Raw genomic sequence first — 22,124 nt, 5'->3', positions numbered from 1 at the left:
TCATGAGAATTCTGGTGGCCAACGTCAACACCACGACGTCCATGACCGACGCGATCGCCGACTCGGCGCGCGCAGTCGCCTCGCCGGGTACCGAGATCATCGGCGTCACACCGCGTTTCGGGGCGGACTCGTGTGAGGGCAATTTCGAGAGCTATCTCGCGGCCATCGCGGTGATGGACGCGATCACGTCGTATCCGGAACCGTTCGACGCGGTGATCCAGGCCGGTTACGGCGAGCACGGCCGCGAGGGCCTGCAGGAATTGCTCGAGGTCCCGGTCGTCGACATCACCGAGGCCGCCGCGTCGACAGCGATGTATCTCGGGCACAAGTACTCGGTCGTCACCACGCTCGACCGCACCGTCCCGCTCATCGAGGACCGTCTCAAGCTCGCGGGACTCGACGCGCGGTGCGCGTCGGTGCGGGCGTCCGGGCTCGGCGTCCTCGAACTCGAATCGGATCCGGACCGGGCGGTCGAGGCGATCGTGTCGCAGGCGCGCGAGGCGGTCGAAAGCGATCACGCCGAGGTGATCTGCCTCGGCTGCGGGGGCATGGCCGAACTCGAGGCGAAGGTCTCGGCCGCCACCGGCGTCCCGATAGTCGACGGGGTCCGCGCGGCGGTGACCATCGCCGAGGGTCTGGTCCGGATGGGCCTGCGCACATCCAAGGTGCGTACCTACGCGACCCCTCGGGAGAAGAGGATCACCGGCTGGCCGTTCCGGTTGTAGCGCAACCGGTTCAGAGCATGACCTGACGGTTGACGTCCTTGTACAACAGGTACCGGAAGTTCGACGGCCCGCCCGCGTAACACGCCTGCGGGCAGAAGGCGCGCAGCGAGAGGAAATCGCCGGCCTGGACCTCCACCCAGTCTCCGTTGAGGTGGTAGACGGCCTTGCCTTCGAGCATCAGCAGGCCGTGTTCCATCACGTGGGTCTCGGCGAACGGGATCGTGGCGCCGGGCTCGAACGTGACGATGTTGACGTGCATGTCGTAGGCCAGATCCTCGGGGTCCAGCATGCGCGTGGTACGCCACTTGCCGTCGGTCCCGGGCATGGCTGACGGCTCGATGTCCTGCTCGTTGCCGAACAGCACCGACGGGGCGTGGCCCTCGATGGCCTCGTAGCGCTTCCGGATCCACACGAACGTCGCGGTGGCGTCGCCGTTGTTGGCGGCCGACCAGTCGGTGCCTGCCGGGAGGTACGCGAAGCCGCCCTCGGTGAGGGTCTGCGACTGACCGTCCGCGTCCACGGTGAGCGCTCCCGAGGTGACGAACAAGAAGCTCTGCACCTCGGACTGCGGCTCGGGGCGGTGCGCACCGCCACCCGGCGCGACCTCAACGATCGCCTGGTAGTACGTCGTCGCGCCACCGGCGACCGGGCGGTTGATGATCCAGGCGCGGGTATCGGTCCATTCCGGGAACACCGAGGTGACGATGTCGGAGAGGACGCCGCGGGGGATCACCGTGTAGGCCTCGGTCACGATCGCGCGGTCGGTCAGCAGATCGGTCTGCGGGGGCAGACCGCCTCGGGGCGTGTAGTACGAGGCTGGTGTCGGCCTGGTGGTCACTGGGTGCTCCTCGGTCGGCGGCCGAGCGCGAGGTCGCGCACGGTGGGCAGGGGGAGATCGACGGCCGTCTCGATCTCATCGGCGGTCAGTGCGCCGCACACGCTGCCGCGATGGATCACGTTGGCCAGTGCGCGCGCGGTCGCCGGCTCGTCCATGACGGTCGAGTCGAGTCGGTGGACGTAGGTGCGCAGGCGGGTCGCCGCCGCCGCGAAGGCGCCGCGATAGAAGGCATAGGTGGCCAGGTACCGCGTGACGAGCTGCGCCGGATGCAGATCCCAGCCCTGGTGGATGCCGCGCTCGAGGTGACGCCGGACGAGGCGCGCGTGCAGCTTCCACGCTGCGGCCACGTTGTCGGGGTCGCCGACGGGCAGGACGTTGGTCGAACCGTCGGACAGATGCACCCCGGTGCCGGCGACGGCGGTCTGCATGACGTTCTTGGCGTGATCGGCCACCGGATGCTCCATCGACTGGTAGGCGGCGGCGATACCGAGGGAGGCCGAGTAGTCGTAGGTTCCGTAGTGCAGCGAGCTGACCCGGCCCTGACCGGCGTGGATGAATGGGGCGACGGGTGCGCGGCCGTCGGCACCGAGGATCGCCTGCGGCGTCTCGACCTGGATCTCGAAGCGAATCCGCCCGTCCGGCAGGCCGTTCGCGGTTTCGAGGGCACTGGTCACCGCCACCATGGCCTCGATCTGCTCGACGCAGGTCACCTTGGGCAGGGTCAGTGTCAGGCCGTCGGGAAGACCTCCGGTGTCGACGAGTCCGCTGACGAACATGTCGAGCGTGCGGAGTCCGCGTGCCCGGGTGCCTGCTTCCAGGCACTTGAAGCGGGTTCCGACGAACGGCGTCGAGGTGCCGGCATCGAGTGCGCTGCGCAGTGCGGTGACCGCGCGCGCGACATCGGCGTCCTCGACGGCGTCGTCGACCGTGCCGTAGCCGTCCTCGAAGTCGATGCGGAGGTCCTCGATCGGCTCGGCGGCGAGCTTGTTCTCGACCAGAGCCGCGAGAGTGTCCGGCTCGCAATGGGGTTCACGATTCGCCCCGACCAGCACCGCTACGGCGTCGAGTCCGCCCGCATCGCCGGCGGCGGCAAGGGCTGCGGAACCCCAGTCGGCGGGCATCGTGGCCGAATACTCGTCGCCCGGGACGTACACGGTGTGGACGGGCTGGCGGCGGCCGTCGTCGCCGGGATAACGATCCGCCGATCGGGCGTCGGCGACCGCGAGACGGCGATCGACATCGGCCAGCACCGCATCGGACAGGGATCGTGTCACGTGTGCACGCCCGCAGCGACGCGGAGATCTAATTCCACATCGTGGAGTTTAGTTCGGCAGCCGGAAAATGTACACGGCACCGGAAGAGCGGAGCCGAGAACTTCCGTATTGTGGAATGGAATTGCGGACTGTTGAATGGACGCAGACCGGCGGGCCAGGAGCGGACACATTGGCGGACAGATCAGGTGGCGTGCAGTCGGTCGAGCGCGCGTTCGAGCTGATGGAGTTGATCGGCCGGGCGGGAGGGGAGTGCTCGCTGACGGAGCTGTCCGCCGAGTCTCCGTTGCCGCCGCCGACGATCCACCGGTTGCTGCGCACCCTGGTCGGCCTCGGCTATGTGCGTCAGCTGCCGAATCGTCGTTACGCGTTGGGCCCCAGGCTGATTCGGCTCGGTGTGGTCGCGAATCGGCAACTGGGCGCGGTGGCAGGTCCGGTGCTGCAGTCGTTGGTCGATCAGCTGGCCGAGACGGCGAGTCTGGCGGTGCTCGACGGCGACATGGTGATCTACACCGGGCAGGTTCCGTCGACACAGATGATGCGGACCACCGACGAGGTCGGTAAACGGGTGGGGCTGCACACCACCGGCGTCGGCAAGGCCGTCCTGGCCGAATTGGACGATGCGCGCATCCTCAAACTGGTGACGCAGTCCGGACTTCCCGCCCCGACGGAGAAGAGCGCGGCCACGCTGTCCGCGGTCTTCGCCAATGTCGAGCGCGTGCGCGCCGACGGCTACGCCGTCGACGACGAGGAGTTCGAGATCGGCGTCCGCTCCGTCGCGGTGGCCGTGCCCGGCGCCCCGACTCCGATGGCGATCGGCATCTCGGGTCCCGTCGCACGGATGGGCAAGGACCTGATCGCGCGGGCCGTTCCTGCCCTGGAGAAGGCGGCGGGAGTGATCTCCGAGGCGTTGATCGGAGCCAGGGAAAGCTAGCCGATCAGGGCGGGCAGGCGCTGCAGCAGACCGGGCAGTACCGTCCCCGCCTTCTCGCGCAGCGACACCGTGGCGCTTCGCGTCAGCGGCGTGGGCTCCGGGTTCACCTCGATCACCGGGATGCCGCTGGCCACCGCCAACTCGGGCAGCCCGGCGGCCGGGTAGACCACCGACGACGTCCCCACCACCACGACGACGTCGGCGCCGACGACCGCGTCGACCGACTGCTGCCATGCCCGGTCGGGCAGCGCCTCACCGAACCACACCACGTTCGGCCGGATCAGTCCGCCGCAGACCCCGCACCGCGGCGGCTCGACGGACTCCACCGGCTCGGGCATGTCCGGCACCACGTCGGGGTAGGCGGTTCCGCAACGGTCGCAATGGAATTCGAAGAGACTGCCGTGGACGTGGTACACCTGCGTGCTGCCGGCGCGCTCGTGCAGATCGTCGACGTTCTGCGTGACGACGTGCACGTCGGCGTAGTCCTGCCACGCCGCGACGGCGCGGTGGGCGTTGTTGGGTGCGACGGCGGCCATCATGTGATGGCGCCACAGGTACCAGGCCCACACCCGGTCCGGGTGTGCCTGCCACCCCTCGGAACTCGAGATCTCGTAGGGATCGACCTGGGCCCACAACCCGGTCTCGACGTCCCGGAACGTCGGCACACCGCTTTCGGCCGAGATCCCGGCGCCGCTGAAGACCGTCACCTGCACTCCACCAAACTAGTCGCTGTGAGCAATACTGAGCACGTGGCCGAGTTGGGGGATTGGGTGCACGTCGACACGGGGGCGGCCCGGCCGCTGTTCGACCAGCTCAGAACGCAGATCATCGAAGGCATCCGGGACGGCAGGCTCACTCCCGGTACCCGGCTTCCCACCGTGCGCGAACTGGCCGGACAGCTCGGTTTGGCGGTCAACACCGTCGCTCGCGCGTATCGGGAGCTGGAGGCTGCGGGCATCTTGGAGACCCGCGGCCGGTTCGGCACCTTCGTCGCCAGCTCCGATCCCGCGGACTCCGCGCTGGCCGATGCCGCGCACACCTATGTCTCGGCGGCCCGGGCGCTGGGGGTCGGCAAGGGCCAGGCGCTGCGCTATGTGGAGGCGGCGTTCGACTGATCAGCCGAACTCGAGCAGTGTGGTCAGCGGCCGCAACGGGTCGAGCAGCGGCAACCGCTGCCACGTCCACAGCAGCGCGTTGAGCAGACGTCCGCGGGCGGACTCGGCCGGCAGGTCGTGCACGGCCCGCACTCCGGGCACCGTGTTGACCAGATCCGCGGCTTCGGCGACGGTCAGCGAGAACGGCATCGGCGGAACGCGGTAGCGCAACGAGGTGCGCATCCCGCGGCGGGCCAGCGCGGCGAATCCCGAGGGCGGGAGATCGAAGATCATCTGGCCGCCCGGGAAGCGAGCCGCGCACTCGGTGATGATCGACATGGCCTCGTCGGGCTGCAGGTACATCAGCAGCCCTTCGGCCGTGATGAACACCCCGTCGTCGGTGTCGACCCGGTCCATCCAGCTGAAGTCGAGCGCGGACTGCGCGCATTCGGTGATGCGGTCCGACGGCGGCAGGAGGGCGAGCCTCAGCTCGATCATCGGGGGCAGGTCGACGCTGAGCCACGCGAAGTCGTGGCCGACGTCGCCTGCGGTGTCGAGCCGGTAGAAGCTCGTCTGCAGGCCCTCGGCCAGTGCCACCACCGTCGCCTTCGGGTGGTCGCGCAGATAGCGTCGGGTGTATCTGTCGAACAGGTTGGCGCGCAACGCCATGTCCTGGCGGCGGGTGAAGCCGAACTTCGCGAAGTCGAAGTGGATCGAGTCCATCAGATGGATGGCCATCGGGTCGTCGATGATCCCGTCGGGCCGGCGCGCCTCGGCCGCGCGCACCGCGAGAGTCATCAGCGCGGTCTCCGAGACGCCGGTCAGATCGGCGGCGTGTTTGGGTGATCGTGTCATCTTCGTGCTCCTTGGTCAGCCGGCCAGCAGCTTGTCGATCGTGCGCAGGTTCCGGGTGGTGGTCGAGGGCTTGTACCGCCTCTCGCCCATGGTCTTGCCGACGGTGCTGTCCAGAGTCGACCCTTTGGGCACCTGCCAGTAGATGACGCCGTCGCCGGCATCGATCTTCTCCGTCGCTCCGGCCGAGAGGCCCGCCAATTCGTCGAAGGCCTTTGTGTCACTGACGAACGTCACGTAGGACTGGTGACCGGTGCGCTCGCGCTCGAACGGGTAGGCGGCGGAGATCTCGGCCAGCGTGTCGATGTCGTAGACCAGAACCCAGGCGTCGTAACCGAATTCGTCGCGCAGCGCCTTCTCGGCTTTCGTGCGCACGCCGGCGGCTCCAGCTCTGCTGGTCAGCAGGACGTTGCCCGTCGCGAGCACCGTTCTCACGTCGGTGAAGCCGGCCTGCTCGAGGGTGTGCGCAACGTCGGGCATCTTCAGTGTCACACCGCCCACGTTCACCCCTCGCAGCAGCGCGACGTATCGAGTCATCGGGGGATCATCGCGGAGTCGCCGCACTCTGCCAGGAGGTCCACCTGTTCGATCATTCCACTCCCCACACCGACGTACCCTCAGGTGATGACACGCGATGTGTTCGACGACAAGCTGCTGGCGCTCATCGCCGGGAACTCACTCGGCGTGCTGGCCACTCTCAAACGCGACGGCAGACCGCAGCTGTCGAACGTGTCCTACCACTTCGACCCGCGCGCACTGACGATCTCGGTGTCGATCACCGAGCCGCGGGCCAAAACCCGCAATCTGCGCCGTGATCCGCGCGCGGCCATCCACGTCAGCTCCGATGACGGATGGGCCTACGCGGTGGCCGAAGGCGACGCCGTGCTCACCCCGCCCGCAGCCGATCCGAACGACGACACCGTGGCCGGGTTGGTGGAGCTGTACCGCGAGATCGCCGGTGAGCATCCCGATTGGGACGACTACCGCCGCGCCATGGTCGACGATCGGCGGGTACTGATGCGCCTGCCCATCAGCCACCTCTACGGCATGCCGCCCGGCAAGCGCTGAGCGGCTCCTCGAGCGGTTAAGCTTCCGCCATGGCATCCCAAGGGTCGGCCGGGTCGTCGGATACTCCCGAGGACGAGAACAAGCGCAAGTTCCGTGAGGCGCTGGAGCGCAAGAAGGCCCAGGCGGGCGGCGGCTCCTCCCACCGCGACGGCGGGACGAAACAACCCCGGGCGCACGGCCCGGTCGAGAACCGGCGCGAGTTCCGCCGCAAGAGCGGCTAGCTCACCCGCCCGCGGCGGCGGCTTCACGCGGCGGCACGATGACCGCACGTCCGTCGTCGGCCAGCGCCCGCGCGGCCACCAGAGCGGCCAGCATCACCGCCACCAGCGGCAGGCCCAGATCCTTCAGACCCCACCCGACCGAGGCCAGCGTCGCCGCCCCCGCGACACACAGCAGCGATCCGACCGCGGCGCTGCGCATCCCGGGTCGTGCGACGCGGCCGCCGTCCCAGAAGGGGAGCGGTCCGTTCTCCAGCGGTCGCAACGCGACGAACGCCGCGGCCACCACCGCCGCCATGATCGCCACCTGGAGCACGGACACGACGAGGAAGTCGGGCTCAGCAGGATCGAAGCGCGGGACACCGAGGTAGTCGAACGCCAGGTGCATGGCGAGCAGCGGCGGGATGTGCCACAGGTACAGCGTCATCGCACCGGAATTGCCGATCGCCGTCGCCCACCACACCCGAGGTCGGCGCGCCCACCGGCCGATCGCGGGCGCGGCCGCGATCGCCAACGCGCACATCATGATTGCGTGTCCGGCCAACAGCAGTGACGGCGGCGTCATGTTCTTCAGCTGCTGGCTCTCCAGTCCCACCAGGCTGAGCTCGTACGGGCCGAAGCCCACCAACGCCACGTTGACGCCGAGTGTGACGACCGCCGTCGTCAGCGCGGCGCGCGCGCTCAGGAGGCCGCGCCGATAGGCGACCCCGAACGCGCCGGGGATCAACCACATCGCGAAGTTCACATACCCCAGCCCAGTCCAGCCCTCGCGGCCGACACGCACCAGGTCGACCACGGCGACCACGCCGTAGAGCACAGCCACCGTCGCGACGAAGCGGGCGGTGGTGGTGATGCGCGCGAGCAGCGGCACCGTGGCGAGCACCAGGACGTAGGCGCCCAGGAACCACAGCAGCTGGATGGAGATCCCGGCGACGGGTTCGTACACGTGCACGGGCAGCGCCTGCTTCGCCACCACCAGCGTCACGCCCCAGAACGCCAGGTAGGAGAACACCGGCCGGTACAGCCGGGTGCAGCGGCGCATCAGCCAGTCGCCCCAGCTCGTACCGGGTGTCCACGTCTGCACCGACGCGGCCACCCCGGCGAAGAAGAACAGCGGCATGATCTGGAAGAGCCACGTGCACGCCTGGAACACCGGCGACACCGACAGCAGGTTGGTCCAGACGAACACGTCGTCGCGAATCGTGCTGGTCGCCATCACGGTGTGGCCCACCACGACGCCCACCAGCGCGGTGATGCGGATGACGTCGATCGCGCGGTCCCGTTCGGGCGGGGTGGCTGCCTCTACCTCATCGGGGCGGGGAAACGGCGTCCGGAGACTCATGCTCCGAAACTAGCTGCGGCGCGGCATCCTTCGAATGAGTAGAAGCACTCAGGATCGCGATCAGGCAGCCGGCGGCCAGGACGGCGACCGCGATCGCGAACGCCACCCCCGAGGTGCGCAGTCCCCACGCCTGGGCGGCCAGTCCCTCGCCGATCACGGGGACTGCGATCGCGACGTAGGCGACGACGAAATAGGTGGAGCTGACCTCGGCACGACGGTCGGGCGGGGTGCGCTCGGACACGGCGGCCAGCCCGCGGCTGAAGCTGATGCCCTGGCCGATGCCGGAGACCACGGCTGCCGCGATCAACCCAGGCAGCGAGCCGACGTGCAGGGCCACCGCGAGCGTCGCCATACCCCCGATGAGGATCGCGCAGCCCAGCGCCACCGCACGTTCGGGATTCATCGACCGCGCCACCACCTGCGCGACCGCTGAGGTGAGGAAGATGGTGCCGGCGATGAGTCCCGCGAGAGCGTGATTTCCGATGCCGATCACCTCTGCCAGGAAGGACGGCGCCACCGCGGCGAACAGGCCGGTGACGGCGAACCCGGCGAACGCTGCCAGCGCGGCCACCACGAACACCGAGCGCGCCTCGGCAGGCACGGCGAGGCGCTGGAGTCCGAGTCGACCCTGCCGTGGCGAGGTCTCCCGTGAGCACAGCACCGCCACCGCCGCGGCGACCGTCAACGCCAGATGCACGACGAAACTCAGATCCAGCGGCCGAGGCGCGTACTGCACGAGCACCCCGGCCAGCACCGGACCCAGACCCAGCCCGCCGATGTTGACCACCGAGGCGACCGCGGCAGCGCGCCCCCGCCACGCCTCCGGCGCCGCCTCGATCACCGCCGCGGTGGCCGTTCCGGTGAACAGGCCGGCCGACAACCCGGACAGCACGCGACCCACGAGCAGCTCGGGCACCGAATCGGCCAGTACGAACACCACCGCGCTGGCCGCCGCCATCGCGATCCCGGCCAGCAGCACGGGCCGCCGGCCCACCACATCGGACCAGCGGCCGAACAGCAGCAGCGCGGCCAGCACCCCGCCGGCGTACGCGGCGAAGATGATCGTGGTCGTCAGGACGTGGAAGTGGAGTTCCTCGGCGAACAACGCGTACATCGGCGTGGGCAGGGTCGTGCCGACCATGATCGCGGTGAACGCGTAGGCCAGCATGGCCATCGAGTAACGGTGCACGGTCATTCTCAGCGGCATACCCGCCGAGGCTATTCCGCAGACCAGGTCAGTGCGCGACCGCCTTCTCGGCGCCGATACCGGTCAGCGATCGCACCTCCATCTCGGCGTTGATCTCCGGGTTGCCCCGGTCCGAGGAGGTCAAGGTGCCGACGATGCCCAGCACGAACGCCAGCGGAATCGACACGATGCCCGGGTTGGCCAACGGGAACCAGGCGAAATCCGCGCTCGAGATCATCGAGGTCTTGGCGCCCGACACCGCGGGGGAGAACACGATCAGCACGATCGTCGAGATCAGGCCGCCGTACATGCTCCACAGCGCGCCGCGGGTGTTGAACCGCTTCCAGTACAGCGAGTACACGATCGTCGGGAGGTTGGCCGCCGCTGCGACGGCGAACGCGAGAGCCACGAGGAACGCCACGTTCTGGCCGTTGGCGAGGATGCCCAGGCCGATCGCGAACACGCCCAGCACCACCGCGGTGATCCGGGAGACCCGCACCTGCTCGGCCTCGGTCACCTTGTGGGACTTCAAGACACTGGCATAGATGTCGTGGGCGAACGACGCCGACGCGGTGATGGTCAGGCCGGCGACGACGGCGAGGATGGTCGCGAACGCCACCGCCGAGATGACACCGAGCAGGATCACGCCACCGAGCTCGAACGCCAGCAGCGGCGCCGCCGAGTTCACCCCACCTGCGGCGGACAGGATGCGGTCGGGGCCGACCAGGGCGGCCGCGCCGTACCCGAGCACCAGCGTGAACAGGTAGAACGCGCCGATCAGTGCGATCGCCCACACCACGCTGCGCCGGGCTTCCTTGGCGGTCGGCACCGTGTAGAAGCGCATCAGCACGTGCGGCAGACCTGCGGTGCCGAGCACCAGCGCGATCGCCAGCGAGATGAAGTTGATCTGCGAGGTCAGCGACCCGCCGTACTGCGCGCCGGGGGCGAGCACGTCGCGGCTGGCGACGCCGGTGGTCGTCGACCCGCTGATCGCAGACTGCGCCGAGCCGAGGATCTCTGAGAAGTTCAGCCCGAACTTCGCGAGCACCATCACGGTCATGAAGCCCGCGCCCGCGATCAGCAACACGGCCTTGATGATCTGCACCCAGGTGGTGCCCTTCATGCCACCGACCAGAACGTAGACGATCATCAGCACGCCGACGACGGCGATGACGACCGACTGGCCGGTGCGACTCTTGACGTCCAGGAGCAGCGCCACCAGCCCGCCCGCGCCGGCCATCTGGGCCAGCAGGTAGAACAGCGACACCGTCAGTGTGTTGGTGGCCGCGGCCAACCGCACCGGCCGCTGTCTGAGCCGGAAGCTCAGCACGTCGGCCATCGTGAACTTGCCGGTGTTGCGCAGCAATTCGGCGACGAGCAGCAGCGCCACGAGCCACGCCACGAGGAAGCCGATCGAATAGAGGAAGCCGTCGTAGCCGTAGACCGCGATCGCGCCGGCGATGCCGAGGAAGCTGGCCGCCGACAGATAGTCACCGGCGATCGCGATGCCGTTCTGCGGTCCGGAGAAGCCGCGGCCGCCGGTGAAGAACTCGTCGGCGGTGGCATTGCGCTTGCTCGCCCGGATCACCACGATCATCGTGACAACGACGAACAGGCTGAAGATGCCGATGTTGGCGACCGGGTTGCCGACGGTCGCGGATTGCGCCAGGAGGGTGGTCATCGCAGGTCGCCTTCCAGTTCGGTGCGGATCGCCTGGGCGCGCGGGTCGAGCTCGCGGTTGGCGAAGCGGACGTAGAGGCCGGTGATGAGGAAGGTCGACAGGAACTGGCCCAGGCCGATGATCAGCCCGACGTTGATGTCGCCCCACACCCGGGTGGCCATGAAGTCATGGGCGAAGGCGCCCAGCAGCACGTAGACGGCATACCACACGAGGAAGATGGCCGTCATCGGGAACACGAACCGGCGCAGTCGATTTCGCAGCTCCTGGAATTCCGGGCTGGCCTGCACCTCGAGGTAACGCTCCCCGCTTATCGCGTCGGGACGAATGGGTAGATCGGTGTCGGACACGGTGATGACGCTCCTGACTGCTGTGAACCGGCTGTGCACGCGACGGTAGTTGAGATGTGGGTCACAGAAACAGGCACAATTGCCCTGACACGACGAGGTCGGTCAGCGCTGCGGTGAGCGGTCGGTCGACGACGACGAACGGCTTACGTGTCCGGCACGCGGTCGACCACCATCCCCAGGTTCTCCGGCAGATGCATCCGCGCGAACGTCTGCGCCACATCGACAGGCACCGATGCGCGCGTGAACCGGCTGACCAGGATCATCGTCGCGAACGCCAGGGGCACGCTGATCGCGGCGGGATATCCGATCAGCACCGCCGGCCACCCTCCGGCGACGTCGTCGTCGACACCCCCGGCGACCGCCACCGTCACCGCCACCCCGGACAGCAACCCGCCCACGACCAGCCCCCACGCCGCGCCCGCGCCGGTCAGCCCCCGCCACCAGATGCCCAGCACCAGCAGCGGGCACAGTGTCGAGGCGGCCACGGCGAACGCCAGCCCCACGCTGCGGGACAACTCGAGTCCGCCGGACGCGGCCAGCGCCAACGGGATCGGGATGAGCCCGCCGATCACCGCCGCCACCCGGAAGTCCCGAACGCGGCCGCCCAGCACATCGGTGGCCAGTGCGCCGGCGAAGCTGACCAGCAGACCCGACGAGGTGGCCAGGAACGCCGCGATCGCGCCCGCGGCGACCAGCGCCGCCAGCAATTGGCCGGCCGCGCCGCCGACCGCCGACCCCGGCGCGAGGAGCACGGCCGCGTCGGCGGTCCCGGTGATCAACAGTTGCGGCACGTAGAGCCGGGAGAACACGCCCAGCAGAGTTGGGAACAGATAGAACAGGGCCAGCAATGCGATGACCGCAAGGGCTGTGCGCCGCGCCGCTCGGCCGTCGGGATTGGTGTAGAAGCGCACCAGCACGTGCGGCAGCCCCATGGTGCCCAGGAACGTCGCCACCATGATCGACACCACTTGGTACATCGGGTGGGCACCCCCCAAGCCGCCGCCCGAGGCGATCCAATCGGCTCCGGCTGCAGGGGTGCCCGCGACGACCGGGGTCGCCGCGCCGGCGGCCAGCCGCAGCGTGCTGCCGGCGTCGAGAGTGTGCCGGCCGGCGGCGCCGACGGGCGCGTCGGCCACCGGACGTCCGTCGAGCGTGCCGGTGACGGTGACGCCCGCGGGCGCGACGACCTGAACCACCACGTCGGTGTCGATGGTCACGGTGGTGTCCTGCGCGACGGTCGGAGGCAGCGGACCGCCGAGCTCTCCGCCGCGGTCGCCGAGAAAAAGTCCCGCCAGGGCGAGCGCGGGGATCGCCACCGCGGTCAGCTTGAGCCAGTACTGGAACGCCTGCACGAACGTGATCGAACGCATACCGCCGGCCACGACGTTGGTCAGCACGATCGCGCCGACGGCCAACGGCCCCAACCACACCGGCGTGCCGAGCAACGTGCTCAGCGTCAGGCCCGCGCCCTGGTACTGCGGTACCAGGTAGAAGATACAGATCACGACGACCACGAGCATCGCGATCTTGCGCAGCCGCTGCGAGCCGAGCCGGAACTCGGCGAAGTCGGGCACGGTGTAGGCCCCCGAGCGGCGCAGCGGGGCGGCGACGAACAGCAGCAGCCCGAGATAGCCCGCGGTGAAACCGACCGGGTACCACAGTGCGTCGGCGCCGTACTTGGCGATCAGCCCGGCCACGCCGAGAAACGATGCCGCGGAGAGGTATTCGCCGGAGATCGCGGCGGCGTTCCACTGCGACCCGACGGTGCGCGACGCGACGAGGAAGTCGGAGGTGGTGCGGGAGAAGCGAACCCCGTAGGCGCCGATCGCGATCGTGGCACCGGCCGCGGCCAGCAGCGCGGCGGCGGTCAGCGGCGAACCGGTCACGGTTCGGCGTCCACCACGCCGACGAAATCCCGCTCCCCCTGTTCGGCGAGCCGCACGTAGGCCCAGCCGATGCCGTACAGCAGCGGATAGACCAGACCCGCCAGCACCAGCCAGTTCAGCCTGATACCGAACACGGTGACCGCGCCCAGGCCGGGGAACAGAGCGTTCAACAGCGGGATCGCGCCCACCAGACACACCACCACCGCACCGAGCCGCAGGGCCAGGCCCAACTGTGCACGCACCAGCCCGCGCACCAACGCATCGCCCACCGGCGTCTGCTCCTGCACCTCGACCCGGGTGCGCACCATGCGCGCACCGCGGCGGTGGGCCAGCACCACCCGTTGCCGTTGCGGGCGTTCACTCATCGGCGCCGCCCGGCCGCAGACTGCGCATCGGGGTGCGCACCACCCGGTCCCGCAGCTCGCGCGCCTGACGCCGGCTGACGGGCAACTCCACCGCCGGCGATGCACCGTTGTCGCGCAGCCGCACCAGGACGGCCCCGTCGGCGCTGCGCAGGCCCGTCACGAACGGCAGCGCGACGAGGTAGGACCGGTGCACCCGCTGAAAACCGTGCTCGCGCCAACGGTTTTCCAGGGTGCTGAGCGGGATGCGCACCAGGTGCGCGCCGGACGCCGAATGCAGACGGGCGTAGTCGCCCTCGGCCTCCACCCAGCTGATGCTGTCCCGGGGGATGAGGTGGGTGACGCCGGCCAGTTCGGCGGGAACGACGTCGGAGTCGGTGTCGTCGCGCTCCGGCGGCGCCTCGGCGGGCCGGGAGGTCACCACGCGCCGGATTGCTTCGTCGAGGCGGTCCTCACGAATTGGCTTGAGCAGGTAGTCGACCGCGCCGAGATCGAACGCGGCGACGGCCTTGTCGTCGTGGGCGGTCACGAACACGATGGCCGGCCGCTGCGCGTAGTGCGCGAGCACCCCGGCCAATTCGATGCCCGACAGGCCGGGCATGTTGATGTCGAGGAAGACCGCGTCGATGCGACGCTGATTGAGCTCCCGCAACGCCGACGTCGCGTCCCCGGCGCGGACCACCTCGCCGATGTCGGGATGACGGTTCAGCAGGAACGCCACCTCGTCCAGCGCCGGTGCCTCGTCGTCGACCGCGAGCACGGTGAGGGTTCTGCTCACGTCCTACCCACTTCGGCCCACCCCGAACGTCCCTCCGTCGGCCCGCACGCCGGACCGGAACTTGGGCACCCGCATGATGACCTTGGTGCCTGCACCGATCCCTGTCTCGACCACCAGACCGTAATCGTTGCCGAACGCCGCGCGCAGTCGATGGTCCACATTGGTGAGTCCGACGTGTGCCGAGGAACCGTCGGCCTCGCCGGCCGAGAGTGCGTCACCCGGGCCGGCGCGCAGCGCCTCGGGATCCATGCCGACCCCGTCGTCCTCGACCGAGATGACGCAGTCGGAGCCCTCATCGCGGGCGATCAGCTCGATGGAGCCGCTGCCGCGGCCGGCGAAGCCATGCCGAACGGCGTTCTCCACCAACGGTTGTAGCGCGAGAAAGGGCACCGTGACGGTGAGTACTTCGGGGGCCACCTGCAGCGTGACCCGCAGCGCGTTGCCGAACCGGGCACGCTCGAGGGTGAGGTAGCGGTCGATGTTGCGCAATTCTTCTGCAAGCGTGGTGAATTGGCCCGCGGCGCGGAAGGAGTAGCGGGTGAAGTCGGCGAACTCGAGCACGAGTTCACGGGCGCGGTCCGGGTCGGTGCGCACGAACGAGGCGATGGTGTTCAGCGAGTTGTAGAGGAAGTGCGGGCTGATCTGAGCGCGCAACGCCAGCACCTCGGCGCGGTCCAGCCTGGCCCGCGAGGCGTCGAGCTCGGCGAGTTCGATCTGGCTGGCGGCGTAGCGGGCCACTTCGCCGACGGCGCCCAGCAGGCCCGGTCCGGGGGAGCGCGTCGTCACCACGACCAGGACGCCGAGCACGTCGCCGGTATCGGCGAGCAGCGGTTGGGCGATGACCGCCGACGTCGGGGTGTGGCCCATCACCCGGCGCTGCCCGGACAGTGAATCGCCGGCCGCGCTCGCGCACGCGTCGCGCACGTCGGCGTCCCACGCATCGTCGGGATCACAGGCCAGCAGCTCGCCGGTGCCGTCGAACAGGGCGAGACGGTCGGTGCCGGTGAGCTCCCGGAGGAACGGCGCGGCCTCCCGGGCGGAGTCCGCCGACAGGCCCTGACGCAGCGCGCGGGCCGCGAGCGACGCGGTGTGCAAGGCGGCGTGCACGGCCCGCTCGGTCGGGGTCGCGACCACCTGTCGGGTGCGTAGCGCCAGCACCACCGCCGCCACCGCGATGACGATCAGCGCGGCGGTGAGGGCGATGGCGAGCTGGCCGGACATGGTTCACGCTCCTCGCGTGCTGATGGGCCCACCGAGATGTTCAGTTGTTCATGGTAGGACGCGGCTCGACCACCGTGGGGAGGCCGAGCCGCGGCCGGTCAGCCGTTGCCGAGCGCGTTCTGCGAGCCCAACGCCTCCATCACCGCGTTGGGCCCGTCGAAGCTGTCCTTGGACAACCCGCTCAGGGTTTGCACGAGGTCGTCGTCTGCGCCGTTGCTCTTGGCGTGCTCGGCGAGCTGTTCGGGCGATCCGGGGTAGTCGAATCCCTTGAGACACTTCTGTACTTCAGTCACTTGATATGCCATGGCGGCCATCTACCCGACGTGCGGCCGCCCACACGTCGTGCGCTCAGCTGATCGGCACCACGGTCTTGAGCCAGCCCTGCTGGCGCAGGTCGAACCTCTCGTAGGCATCGACCATCGACATCGGGTCGCTGAGCTGCGTGATGAACTCGGTGGGATCCAGCGCTCCCGAGCCGACCATGGCCAGCAGCTTCGGGATGAAGCGGCGATGCGGGCAGTTCCCGGCCTGAACCGTCAGGTTCCGGTTCATCACCTCGCCGAGCGGGAAGGCCGAGAACGTGGGCGGGTAGACGCCGATCACGCCCACGCTGCCGGCCTTTGCGGCCGCTTTCACCGCCCACCGCCCCACCAGGCTCGGCGCATCTCCTGCCAGCCACTGCCCGGAGTCCGTATTGCCCTGCGGCGCAGCAGCTTTGCGCTCCTGCTCGAAAGTCTCCTCGTCGACCGGCAGGTTCTCGGCCGCCGGGCCTTCCTTGGGGCGCTGCGCATCGACGCCGACCGCGTCGATCACACGATCGGCTCCGATTCCCCCGGTCAGCTCCTGGATGGCCGCGATCGGATCCTCGGCGTTGAAATCGATCGGCTCGGCGTTCTGGCGCCGCGCGATGTCCAGACGCTCGGCGATGCCGTCGACCACCAGCACCCGCGCCGCACCCTGTCGTTTGGCCGAGGCGATCGCGCACTGCCCGACCACGCCCGCACCGAACACCACGACGGTGTCACCCTCACCGACCTGGGCGAGTCGCGCGCCGAACCACCCGGTCGGCAGCACGTCGGACACCATGATGGCCTGGTCGTCGGTGACCGCATCGGGCACCTTGACCAAAGTCGTCATCGCGTAGGGGATACGGGCCCGCTCGGCCTGCAACCCGTCGACCGGACCGGTCGCTTGCGGTCCGCCGAAGAAGCTGGTGCCCGCGGCGGGACCGTTCGGGTTTGCGTTGTCGCACTGGGAGAAGTAGCCCGCGCGGCAGTACGAACAGGTTCCGCACGCCACCGTCGAGCACACCACCACCCGCTCGCCGGGGGAGAACCCCCGGACCGCGTCACCGACCTCCTCGACCACTCCGACTGCTTCGTGGCCGAGGACGGTGCCCGGTTGCATGCCGGGCATCGTGCCGCGCACCAGATGCAGGTCGGTGCCGCAGATGGCCGTCGCGGTGATGCGGATGACGGCGTCGGTGGGTTGTTCGATCTTGGGTTCGGCGACGTCGTCGATCGCGATCTTGCCGACGTCGTGCCATACAACAGCTTTCATGATCTCCCTTTGAATCTCGTGTGTCCGCGGCTGCTACCCGAGGCCTGAGCGGTCAAACGAAGGCCTGCCGTTTTAAGCTGCTGCCATGACCACGACGTTGTGCCTGGCGCAGGACGCAGACGCCGACGCCCTGCTCGATGGGAATCCGCTGGCGCTGCTGGTGGGCATGCTGCTCGATCAGCAGATACCGATGGAGGTCGCGTTCGCCGGTCCGAAGAAGATCGCCGACCGCGTCGGTGGTTTCGACGCCGCGACGATCGCCGACTACGACCCCGAGCAGTTCGCCGAGCTGTGCGCGCAAACCCCTGCGGTACACCGGTTTCCGGGGTCCATGGCCACACGGGTGCAGGCGCTCGCGCAGGTCGTCGTCGACGAGTACGGCGGTGATGTCACGGCGCTGTGGTCCGACGGCGCCGACGGTGCGACGGTGCTGCGCCGGCTCAAGGCGTTGCCCGGCTTCGGCGAGCAGAAGGCGAAGATCTTCCTCGCGCTGCTCGGCAAGCAGTACGGCGTGACGCCCTCGGGATGGCGCGCCGCGGCGGGTGACTACGGCAAGGCCGGCGCGCACATGTCGGTGGCCGACGTGAGAGACGCCGGCACGCTGGCGAAGGTGCGCTCGTACAGAAAGGAAATGAAGGCCAGGAGCAAGGAGGCCAAGACGTCCAAGGCGGCCAAGGCCTGACCCTGCGCGCGCCGAGACTGCGGGGAGATCGAGGCAAAGCCCCGAATCACGATCTGTGGGCGGTCTCGGCGTCGAGGACGGTGTCCAACGCCGCCAGCTCGGTGAGCGCCTCGGCCACCGCGCGCCCCGTCGCGCTCGCGGTGTCCAAGCCGTTGGACAGGCAGCGGAGCGTGATGGCGCGGCGGGTCAGATCCGCCACGATGTGCGCCACCTCGGCCGCCGAACGGCCCAGCCGGTCGAGGCCCGCGACCACGACGACGTCTCCTGGGCGGGCATAGCTGAGCAGCGCGAGCAGCCCGAGCCGCATCTTGTCCGCGGAGCCCACTGCCCGATCGGTGAAGATGCGTCGTGAGTCGACGCCCGAGGCGGCCAGGTCGGCGAGTTGGGTCGTGAGGTCCCCCGACGGCGCGCTCGCCGTCGCGTACCCCAGCGTCACCGTCACCTCGTCACGGTCTCACGGGCGCGCCGTCCCCGGTGAGGGGCACGCCGTCGGAGCGCGCCGAACGCATCTCCTCGTAGGTGTCCGCGTGTGCCATTGTGATGTCATGAAGACTCACTTGAGCTGCCCGTGCGGCGAGGCGATCCAGGGCAAGGACGAGGACGATCTGGTCGAGAAGGCCAAGGCCCATCTGTCCGAGGTGCACCCCGGCCGCGACTACGACCGCGACGCCATCCTGTTCATGGCCTACTGACAAAGCCGCGAAGGTGCACCCACGGTAGTCGCGGCGTGGTTGCCGCTACCGAGGATGCACCTTCGCGGTTGGAGGAGCCAGGTCAGGGGACGACGGTCGAGCCGATCGTCGGCATGAACTGGCACTGCTTCTCGGTCGTGGTGACCTGGCCGAAGATCGTCGACATGATGCTGCCGGAACCGGTGTCGGCGATGGCCGTCAGCGTCGTCGGCCCCTGGGGGTTCATGTCGGGCCGGGGTTTCAGCGTGACGCTGCCCGACTTGCCCGTGGTGAGGTTCACCCACGTGGCGTTCAGCGGCAGCTTCTGCTCGGCTGCAGGCCCGGGCGTACCGACGGCGGTGAACACGTAGGCGGTCTGGCCGGGCCCGGGTCCGGGCAGCGGGATCGCTGCCGGGCCCGCCACCGAGATGGCGGTCGCCAACACGTTGCCGCCATCGGCGAGGCAGCCGTTGCTGATCGACGGATACAGGAAGTCCTGCGTCACAGGGGTGTTCGGGCCGAACGCGCCGCCGCCCGGGTTGGTCGCCGCGACGGGTGTGGCGGCGGGACCCGGCGCGGGCGCCGGTGCCGGCGCGGGCGCGGGCGGGGCCGCCGGATCGGGTGCCGGCGCGGGCACGGCGTCGGGTGCAGGCCCGGGCAGTGCCGCCTGCGGCGTCACCATGTGTGCCACCTCGGGTGCGGTGTCCGGAGCCGGGCCCACGACGAACTCGGGGTTGACGCCCGCCGGCAGATGGGCCTCGGCGCCGGGCACGGCTCCCGCCGCCGGGACGTGCGCGACGGGTTGCACGAACTGGTTGACCGCCGATGCCACGTCACGCGACGGCGCCGGCGCCGCGGCGTCGCCGGCGAAGACCGCCGCTGCGGCCATCAACATCGACGCCGCGTTCGACGGGTCCGCGGCGGCCTGCTGGATCACCGGCCCGAGGCTCTGCACCGCGGGCAGGCCCGGCGCCGTGAGCCCGTCGATCGGCAGCGGCGCCGCCGGGTCGGCGTGAGCGACGCCGGTCACGCCGACCGCCAGCAACGCGGTCGATGAACTCACCGCCAAGGCGGTGGTGAGCATCGTCCTGATCGTTGACATGGTTCCCCTCGTGTCGGATGGGCGGTTAACGGGCGAGCGGCGTCAGGGCAGGGCCGAGAGCAGCGGTGCCGCGACAGGAGCGGCCGGTGCCGCGGGGGCAGCCGGTGTGGTGGCAGCGCCGCCGGTGGGCAGCAGGCCGGCCAGCGGGGACCCGCCGGGCAGCAGCGACGCCAGGCTGCCGGGTGCGCCGAGCACATCGGTCAGCCCCGACAGCGGGGATGCGGCGGCCGGCGTGTTGACCGGCGGGACCGTGGTGGTGTTGCCGGCCGGGATGGTGCCCGGGGTGGCGGTCACCGTCGGCATGGCCGCGGGCAGCGTCTCCGGCAGCGCGGCGACGGCGCCGGGTAGCGCGTTCACGCTCGGAGGCAGTGTCAGCGACGCGGTGGCTCCCGGGGCGGGGGCCAGCGGGGCGGTGGCGGCACTCGTCGTCGCGCTGGCGGCGGCGGGGGCGCCGCCCATCAGGTTGGCGAAGCCCTGCATGAGCTGCGTCGCGGCCGCCGGGTTGGCGGCGAGTTGCTGCAGGAACGGCAGTCCGGGCACGGCGGGTGCCGGGGCAGGCGCCGGGGCCGGCGCGGGTTGAGCGGCGGCTCCCGCGCTGAGGGCGACAGCAGCCGTCACCGCTCCTGCCGCAGCAATCATCGTGGTGGCGAACAGTTTCCGGGTGCGGTGCATGAGGTCTCCCAATCGGTGTAGTGGCACGCCTGAACCCGAAGCTAGCCTGTTACTAGAGTTACTCAAGTGACATGAGTGGCATTTATTCAACCGTTACGGACGTGAAGGCAGACGGTGACCGGGCACCCTCGTCGCTAAAGTCGCAGCCATCGACACCATCGAGACGGCCGCGGGCTCACGGTGGGCAGCCCGGCTGTCCGCTGCGGCCCCTGCGCTCCTGATCCTGAGCATCGGCGCCCGGCTGGCGTGGACCTACCTGCTGCCCAACGGCGCGAACTTCGTCGATCTGCACGTCTACGTCGGTGGTGCGTCCGCGCTGGACCGGCCCGGCACCCTCTACGACTACGTCTACGCCGACCAGACCCCGGACTTCCCGCTGCCGTTCACCTATCCGCCGTTCGCGGCGGTGGTGTTCTATCCGCTGCACCTGCTGCCGTTCGGCATCGTGGCGTTTCTGTGGACGATCGGGATCGTGGCGGCGCTCTATGGCGTCGTGCGGATCAGCCAGGGTCTGCTGACCGACAGCGAGATCGACACCGAGACCGCCGGAGACCGGCGTGTCGCCATGCTGTGGACCGCGGTCGGCATCTGGACCGAACCCCTGCGCAGCACGTTCGACTACGGCCAGGTCAACGTCGTGCTCGTGCTGGCCATCCTGCTCGCGGTGAGAAGCCGCCGGTGGTGGTTGTCCGGGCTGCTGGTGGGGCTGGCGGCGGGGATCAAGCTGACCCCGGCGGTTTCGGGCCTCTACTTCGCCGGTGCCCGCCGCTGGGCGACGGTGGCCTTTTCCGCTGCGGTGTTCTTCGCGACGATCGGGCTGTCGATGCTCGTGATCGGCGAGCAGGCCCGGTTCTACTTCACCGACCTGCTCGGCGACGCGAGGCGCGTCGGCCCGGTCGGCACGTCGTTCAACCAGTCCTGGCGCGGCGGCGTCTCGCGCATCCTGGGACACGACGCCGGCTACGGCCCCGCCGTGCTCGCCGGCATCGCAGTGACGGCTGTGCTGGCGGTGCTGGCCTGGCGCGCCATCGGCGGTGCGAACGACCGGCTCGGCGCCATCGTCATCGTGTCGTTGTTCGGACTACTGCTGTCGCCGATCTCGTGGACCCACCATTGGGTGTGGCTGATCCCGCTGATGATCTGGCTGCTACACGGCCCCCTGCGCGCGCACTTGGGCGCCCGGATCCTCGGGTGGGGGTGGCTCGCGCTGACGCTGATCGGCGTGCCGTGGCTGCTCAGCTTCGCTCAGCCGACCATCTGGGAGATCTCCCGGCCCTGGTATCTGGCATGGGCAGGTCTGATCTACATCGTCGCCACGTTGGCGACGCTGGGCTGGATCGTTAGCCGAGGAGGCCGTCGATCTCGCGCGCCATCGCCACGTCCTTGTCGGTGATACCGCCCTCGGAGTGGGTCACGAGCGCGAAAGTGACCGTGCGCCAACGGATGTCGATATCCGGATGATGGTCGGCGGCCTCCGCGCGCTCGGCCACCCGGCGGACGGCCTCGATGCCGTCGAGGAACGCCGGGAACGTCACGCTGCGGCGTAGGGCGCCGTCGGCGCGCTCCCAGCCGTCGAGTTCGGGCAGGGCAGCATCGACATCGTCGTCTGATAACACGGCCATGCCCTCGACGGT

At 69.5% G+C, this 22,124-nt stretch carries 27 protein-coding genes; 8 read left to right on the top strand and 19 right to left on the bottom strand.

Annotated elements, in window-relative coordinates; genetic code table 11:
• Positions 1-2: 2 nt before the first annotated feature.
• Positions 3-725, top strand: a complete 723-nt coding sequence (locus tag ACXYX3_RS19345; protein ID WP_241207074.1) for an aspartate/glutamate racemase family protein — start codon at positions 3-5, stop codon at positions 723-725.
• Between the two features lie 10 nt (positions 726-735).
• On the opposite strand, the gene ACXYX3_RS19340 is transcribed toward ACXYX3_RS19345, so the two are convergent.
• Both ACXYX3_RS19340 and ACXYX3_RS19335 read right to left on the bottom strand, forming a co-directional pair.
• Positions 736-1,563: a bifunctional allantoicase/(S)-ureidoglycine aminohydrolase gene (locus ACXYX3_RS19340; RefSeq protein WP_458608651.1), complete on the bottom strand. Its 828-nt coding sequence runs from the start codon at positions 1,561-1,563 to the stop codon at positions 736-738.
• Positions 1,560-2,837 (bottom strand): DUF6986 family protein, encoded by a 1,278-nt coding sequence (locus ACXYX3_RS19335; RefSeq protein WP_458608650.1) that lies wholly within the window; start codon positions 2,835-2,837, stop codon positions 1,560-1,562. Before ACXYX3_RS19335 ends, ACXYX3_RS19340 begins: the two co-directional genes overlap by 4 nt.
• Before the next feature lie 169 nt (positions 2,838-3,006).
• Here ACXYX3_RS19335 and ACXYX3_RS19330 point away from each other — a divergent pair, with 169 nt between their 5' ends.
• Positions 3,007-3,768 carry an IclR family transcriptional regulator gene (locus ACXYX3_RS19330; protein ID WP_255730881.1) on the top strand — a complete coding sequence of 254 codons (762 nt, stop codon included), beginning with the start codon at positions 3,007-3,009 and terminating at the stop codon, positions 3,766-3,768.
• On the opposite strand, the gene ACXYX3_RS19325 is transcribed toward ACXYX3_RS19330, so the two are convergent.
• Positions 3,765-4,481: an NAD-dependent deacylase gene (locus ACXYX3_RS19325; RefSeq protein WP_241207077.1), complete on the bottom strand. Its 717-nt coding sequence runs from the start codon at positions 4,479-4,481 to the stop codon at positions 3,765-3,767. The genes ACXYX3_RS19330 and ACXYX3_RS19325 overlap by 4 nt on opposite strands.
• Before the next feature lie 36 nt (positions 4,482-4,517).
• Between ACXYX3_RS19325 and ACXYX3_RS19320 the strand changes: the two genes are divergently transcribed.
• Complete coding sequence (locus ACXYX3_RS19320; RefSeq protein WP_241207115.1) at positions 4,518-4,883, top strand: GntR family transcriptional regulator; 366 nt, start codon at positions 4,518-4,520, stop codon at positions 4,881-4,883.
• On the opposite strand, the gene ACXYX3_RS19315 is transcribed toward ACXYX3_RS19320, so the two are convergent.
• On the bottom strand, positions 4,884-5,717 hold the full coding sequence (locus tag ACXYX3_RS19315) for a class I SAM-dependent methyltransferase (RefSeq protein ID WP_458608649.1): 834 nt from the start codon (positions 5,715-5,717) through the stop codon (positions 4,884-4,886).
• A 15-nt stretch (positions 5,718-5,732) separates the two neighbouring features.
• Positions 5,733-6,251 carry a DUF1697 domain-containing protein gene (locus tag ACXYX3_RS19310; protein WP_458608648.1) on the bottom strand — a complete coding sequence of 173 codons (519 nt, stop codon included), beginning with the start codon at positions 6,249-6,251 and terminating at the stop codon, positions 5,733-5,735.
• 87 nt (positions 6,252-6,338) lie between these two features.
• On the opposite strand from ACXYX3_RS19310, the gene ACXYX3_RS19305 reads away from it, so the two are divergent.
• Together ACXYX3_RS19305 and ACXYX3_RS19300 are read left to right on the top strand one after the other, a co-directional pair.
• Complete coding sequence (locus tag ACXYX3_RS19305; RefSeq protein WP_241207080.1) at positions 6,339-6,782, top strand: PPOX class F420-dependent oxidoreductase; 444 nt, start codon at positions 6,339-6,341, stop codon at positions 6,780-6,782.
• A gap of 29 nt (positions 6,783-6,811) precedes the next feature.
• Positions 6,812-7,003 carry a DUF5302 domain-containing protein gene (locus tag ACXYX3_RS19300; RefSeq protein WP_458608647.1) on the top strand — a complete coding sequence of 64 codons (192 nt, stop codon included), beginning with the start codon at positions 6,812-6,814 and terminating at the stop codon, positions 7,001-7,003.
• A 1-nt stretch (position 7,004) separates the two neighbouring features.
• Here ACXYX3_RS19300 and ACXYX3_RS19295 read toward each other — a convergent pair whose 3' ends face one another.
• The 10 genes from ACXYX3_RS19295 to ACXYX3_RS19250 all read right to left on the bottom strand — a co-directional run bounded on the left by ACXYX3_RS19295 (position 7,005) and on the right by ACXYX3_RS19250 (position 17,363).
• Positions 7,005-8,342: an acyltransferase family protein gene (locus ACXYX3_RS19295; RefSeq protein ID WP_458608646.1), complete on the bottom strand. Its 1,338-nt coding sequence runs from the start codon at positions 8,340-8,342 to the stop codon at positions 7,005-7,007.
• Complete coding sequence (locus ACXYX3_RS19290; RefSeq protein ID WP_458608645.1) at positions 8,308-9,549, bottom strand: MFS transporter; 1,242 nt, start codon at positions 9,547-9,549, stop codon at positions 8,308-8,310. The genes ACXYX3_RS19295 and ACXYX3_RS19290 overlap by 35 nt, the downstream gene beginning before the upstream one ends.
• 28 nt (positions 9,550-9,577) lie before the next feature.
• Positions 9,578-11,209, bottom strand: a complete 1,632-nt coding sequence (locus ACXYX3_RS19285) for a solute symporter family protein (protein WP_458608644.1) — start codon at positions 11,207-11,209, stop codon at positions 9,578-9,580.
• Positions 11,206-11,556, bottom strand: a complete 351-nt coding sequence (locus ACXYX3_RS19280) for a DUF485 domain-containing protein (RefSeq protein WP_241207084.1) — start codon at positions 11,554-11,556, stop codon at positions 11,206-11,208. Before ACXYX3_RS19280 ends, ACXYX3_RS19285 begins: the two co-directional genes overlap by 4 nt.
• A gap of 143 nt (positions 11,557-11,699) precedes the next feature.
• Complete coding sequence (locus ACXYX3_RS19275) at positions 11,700-13,442, bottom strand: sodium/solute symporter (RefSeq protein WP_458608643.1); 1,743 nt, start codon at positions 13,440-13,442, stop codon at positions 11,700-11,702.
• Positions 13,439-13,807, bottom strand: a complete 369-nt coding sequence (locus ACXYX3_RS19270; RefSeq protein WP_241207086.1) for a DUF485 domain-containing protein — start codon at positions 13,805-13,807, stop codon at positions 13,439-13,441. The genes ACXYX3_RS19275 and ACXYX3_RS19270 overlap by 4 nt, the downstream gene beginning before the upstream one ends.
• Positions 13,800-14,582 (bottom strand): LytR/AlgR family response regulator transcription factor, encoded by a 783-nt coding sequence (locus ACXYX3_RS19265; protein WP_241207087.1) that lies wholly within the window; start codon positions 14,580-14,582, stop codon positions 13,800-13,802. Before ACXYX3_RS19265 ends, ACXYX3_RS19270 begins: the two co-directional genes overlap by 8 nt.
• Positions 14,583-14,585: 3 nt before the next feature.
• Positions 14,586-15,803 (bottom strand): sensor histidine kinase, encoded by a 1,218-nt coding sequence (locus ACXYX3_RS19260; RefSeq protein WP_458608642.1) that lies wholly within the window; start codon positions 15,801-15,803, stop codon positions 14,586-14,588.
• Between the two features lie 98 nt (positions 15,804-15,901).
• Positions 15,902-16,096, bottom strand: coding sequence for a DUF2795 domain-containing protein (locus ACXYX3_RS19255; RefSeq protein WP_458608641.1), 195 nt, complete (start codon positions 16,094-16,096; stop codon positions 15,902-15,904).
• Between the two features lie 55 nt (positions 16,097-16,151).
• Positions 16,152-17,363 carry an alcohol dehydrogenase catalytic domain-containing protein gene (locus ACXYX3_RS19250; protein ID WP_458608640.1) on the bottom strand — a complete coding sequence of 404 codons (1,212 nt, stop codon included), beginning with the start codon at positions 17,361-17,363 and terminating at the stop codon, positions 16,152-16,154.
• A gap of 85 nt (positions 17,364-17,448) precedes the next feature.
• Here ACXYX3_RS19250 and ACXYX3_RS19245 point away from each other — a divergent pair, with 85 nt between their 5' ends.
• On the top strand, positions 17,449-18,045 hold the full coding sequence (locus ACXYX3_RS19245) for an HhH-GPD-type base excision DNA repair protein (protein WP_458608639.1): 597 nt from the start codon (positions 17,449-17,451) through the stop codon (positions 18,043-18,045).
• 46 nt (positions 18,046-18,091) lie between these two features.
• Here the strand turns inward: ACXYX3_RS19245 and ACXYX3_RS19240 are convergent, their stop codons facing one another.
• The gene (locus ACXYX3_RS19240) at positions 18,092-18,487 is read right to left on the bottom strand and encodes a recombinase family protein (RefSeq protein ID WP_458608638.1); all 396 of its coding nucleotides are present in this window, start codon (positions 18,485-18,487) and stop codon (positions 18,092-18,094) included.
• Between the two features lie 103 nt (positions 18,488-18,590).
• Between ACXYX3_RS19240 and ACXYX3_RS19235 the strand changes: the two genes are divergently transcribed.
• Positions 18,591-18,737 (top strand): DUF1059 domain-containing protein, encoded by a 147-nt coding sequence (locus ACXYX3_RS19235; protein WP_241207105.1) that lies wholly within the window; start codon positions 18,591-18,593, stop codon positions 18,735-18,737.
• 82 nt (positions 18,738-18,819) lie between these two features.
• On the opposite strand, the gene ACXYX3_RS19230 is transcribed toward ACXYX3_RS19235, so the two are convergent.
• Together ACXYX3_RS19230 and ACXYX3_RS19225 are read right to left on the bottom strand one after the other, a co-directional pair.
• Positions 18,820-19,818, bottom strand: coding sequence for an Rv1157c family protein (locus ACXYX3_RS19230; RefSeq protein WP_458608637.1), 999 nt, complete (start codon positions 19,816-19,818; stop codon positions 18,820-18,822).
• Between the two features lie 42 nt (positions 19,819-19,860).
• Complete coding sequence (locus tag ACXYX3_RS19225) at positions 19,861-20,490, bottom strand: hypothetical protein (protein WP_241206908.1); 630 nt, start codon at positions 20,488-20,490, stop codon at positions 19,861-19,863.
• 157 nt (positions 20,491-20,647) lie between these two features.
• Between ACXYX3_RS19225 and ACXYX3_RS19220 the strand changes: the two genes are divergently transcribed.
• Positions 20,648-21,883 carry a mannosyltransferase gene (locus ACXYX3_RS19220; protein ID WP_458612146.1) on the top strand — a complete coding sequence of 412 codons (1,236 nt, stop codon included), beginning with the start codon at positions 20,648-20,650 and terminating at the stop codon, positions 21,881-21,883.
• Here the strand turns inward: ACXYX3_RS19220 and ACXYX3_RS19215 are convergent.
• Complete coding sequence (locus ACXYX3_RS19215) at positions 21,831-22,112, bottom strand: 4a-hydroxytetrahydrobiopterin dehydratase (protein WP_241206909.1); 282 nt, start codon at positions 22,110-22,112, stop codon at positions 21,831-21,833. The genes ACXYX3_RS19220 and ACXYX3_RS19215 overlap by 53 nt on opposite strands.
• Positions 22,113-22,124 lie beyond the last annotated feature (12 nt).

The organism is Mycobacterium sp. Panama NTM2 (assembly GCF_054355555.1).
Note: the sequence above shows the minus strand (reverse complement) of the source record. Positions and strands in the feature narration are given on the sequence as shown.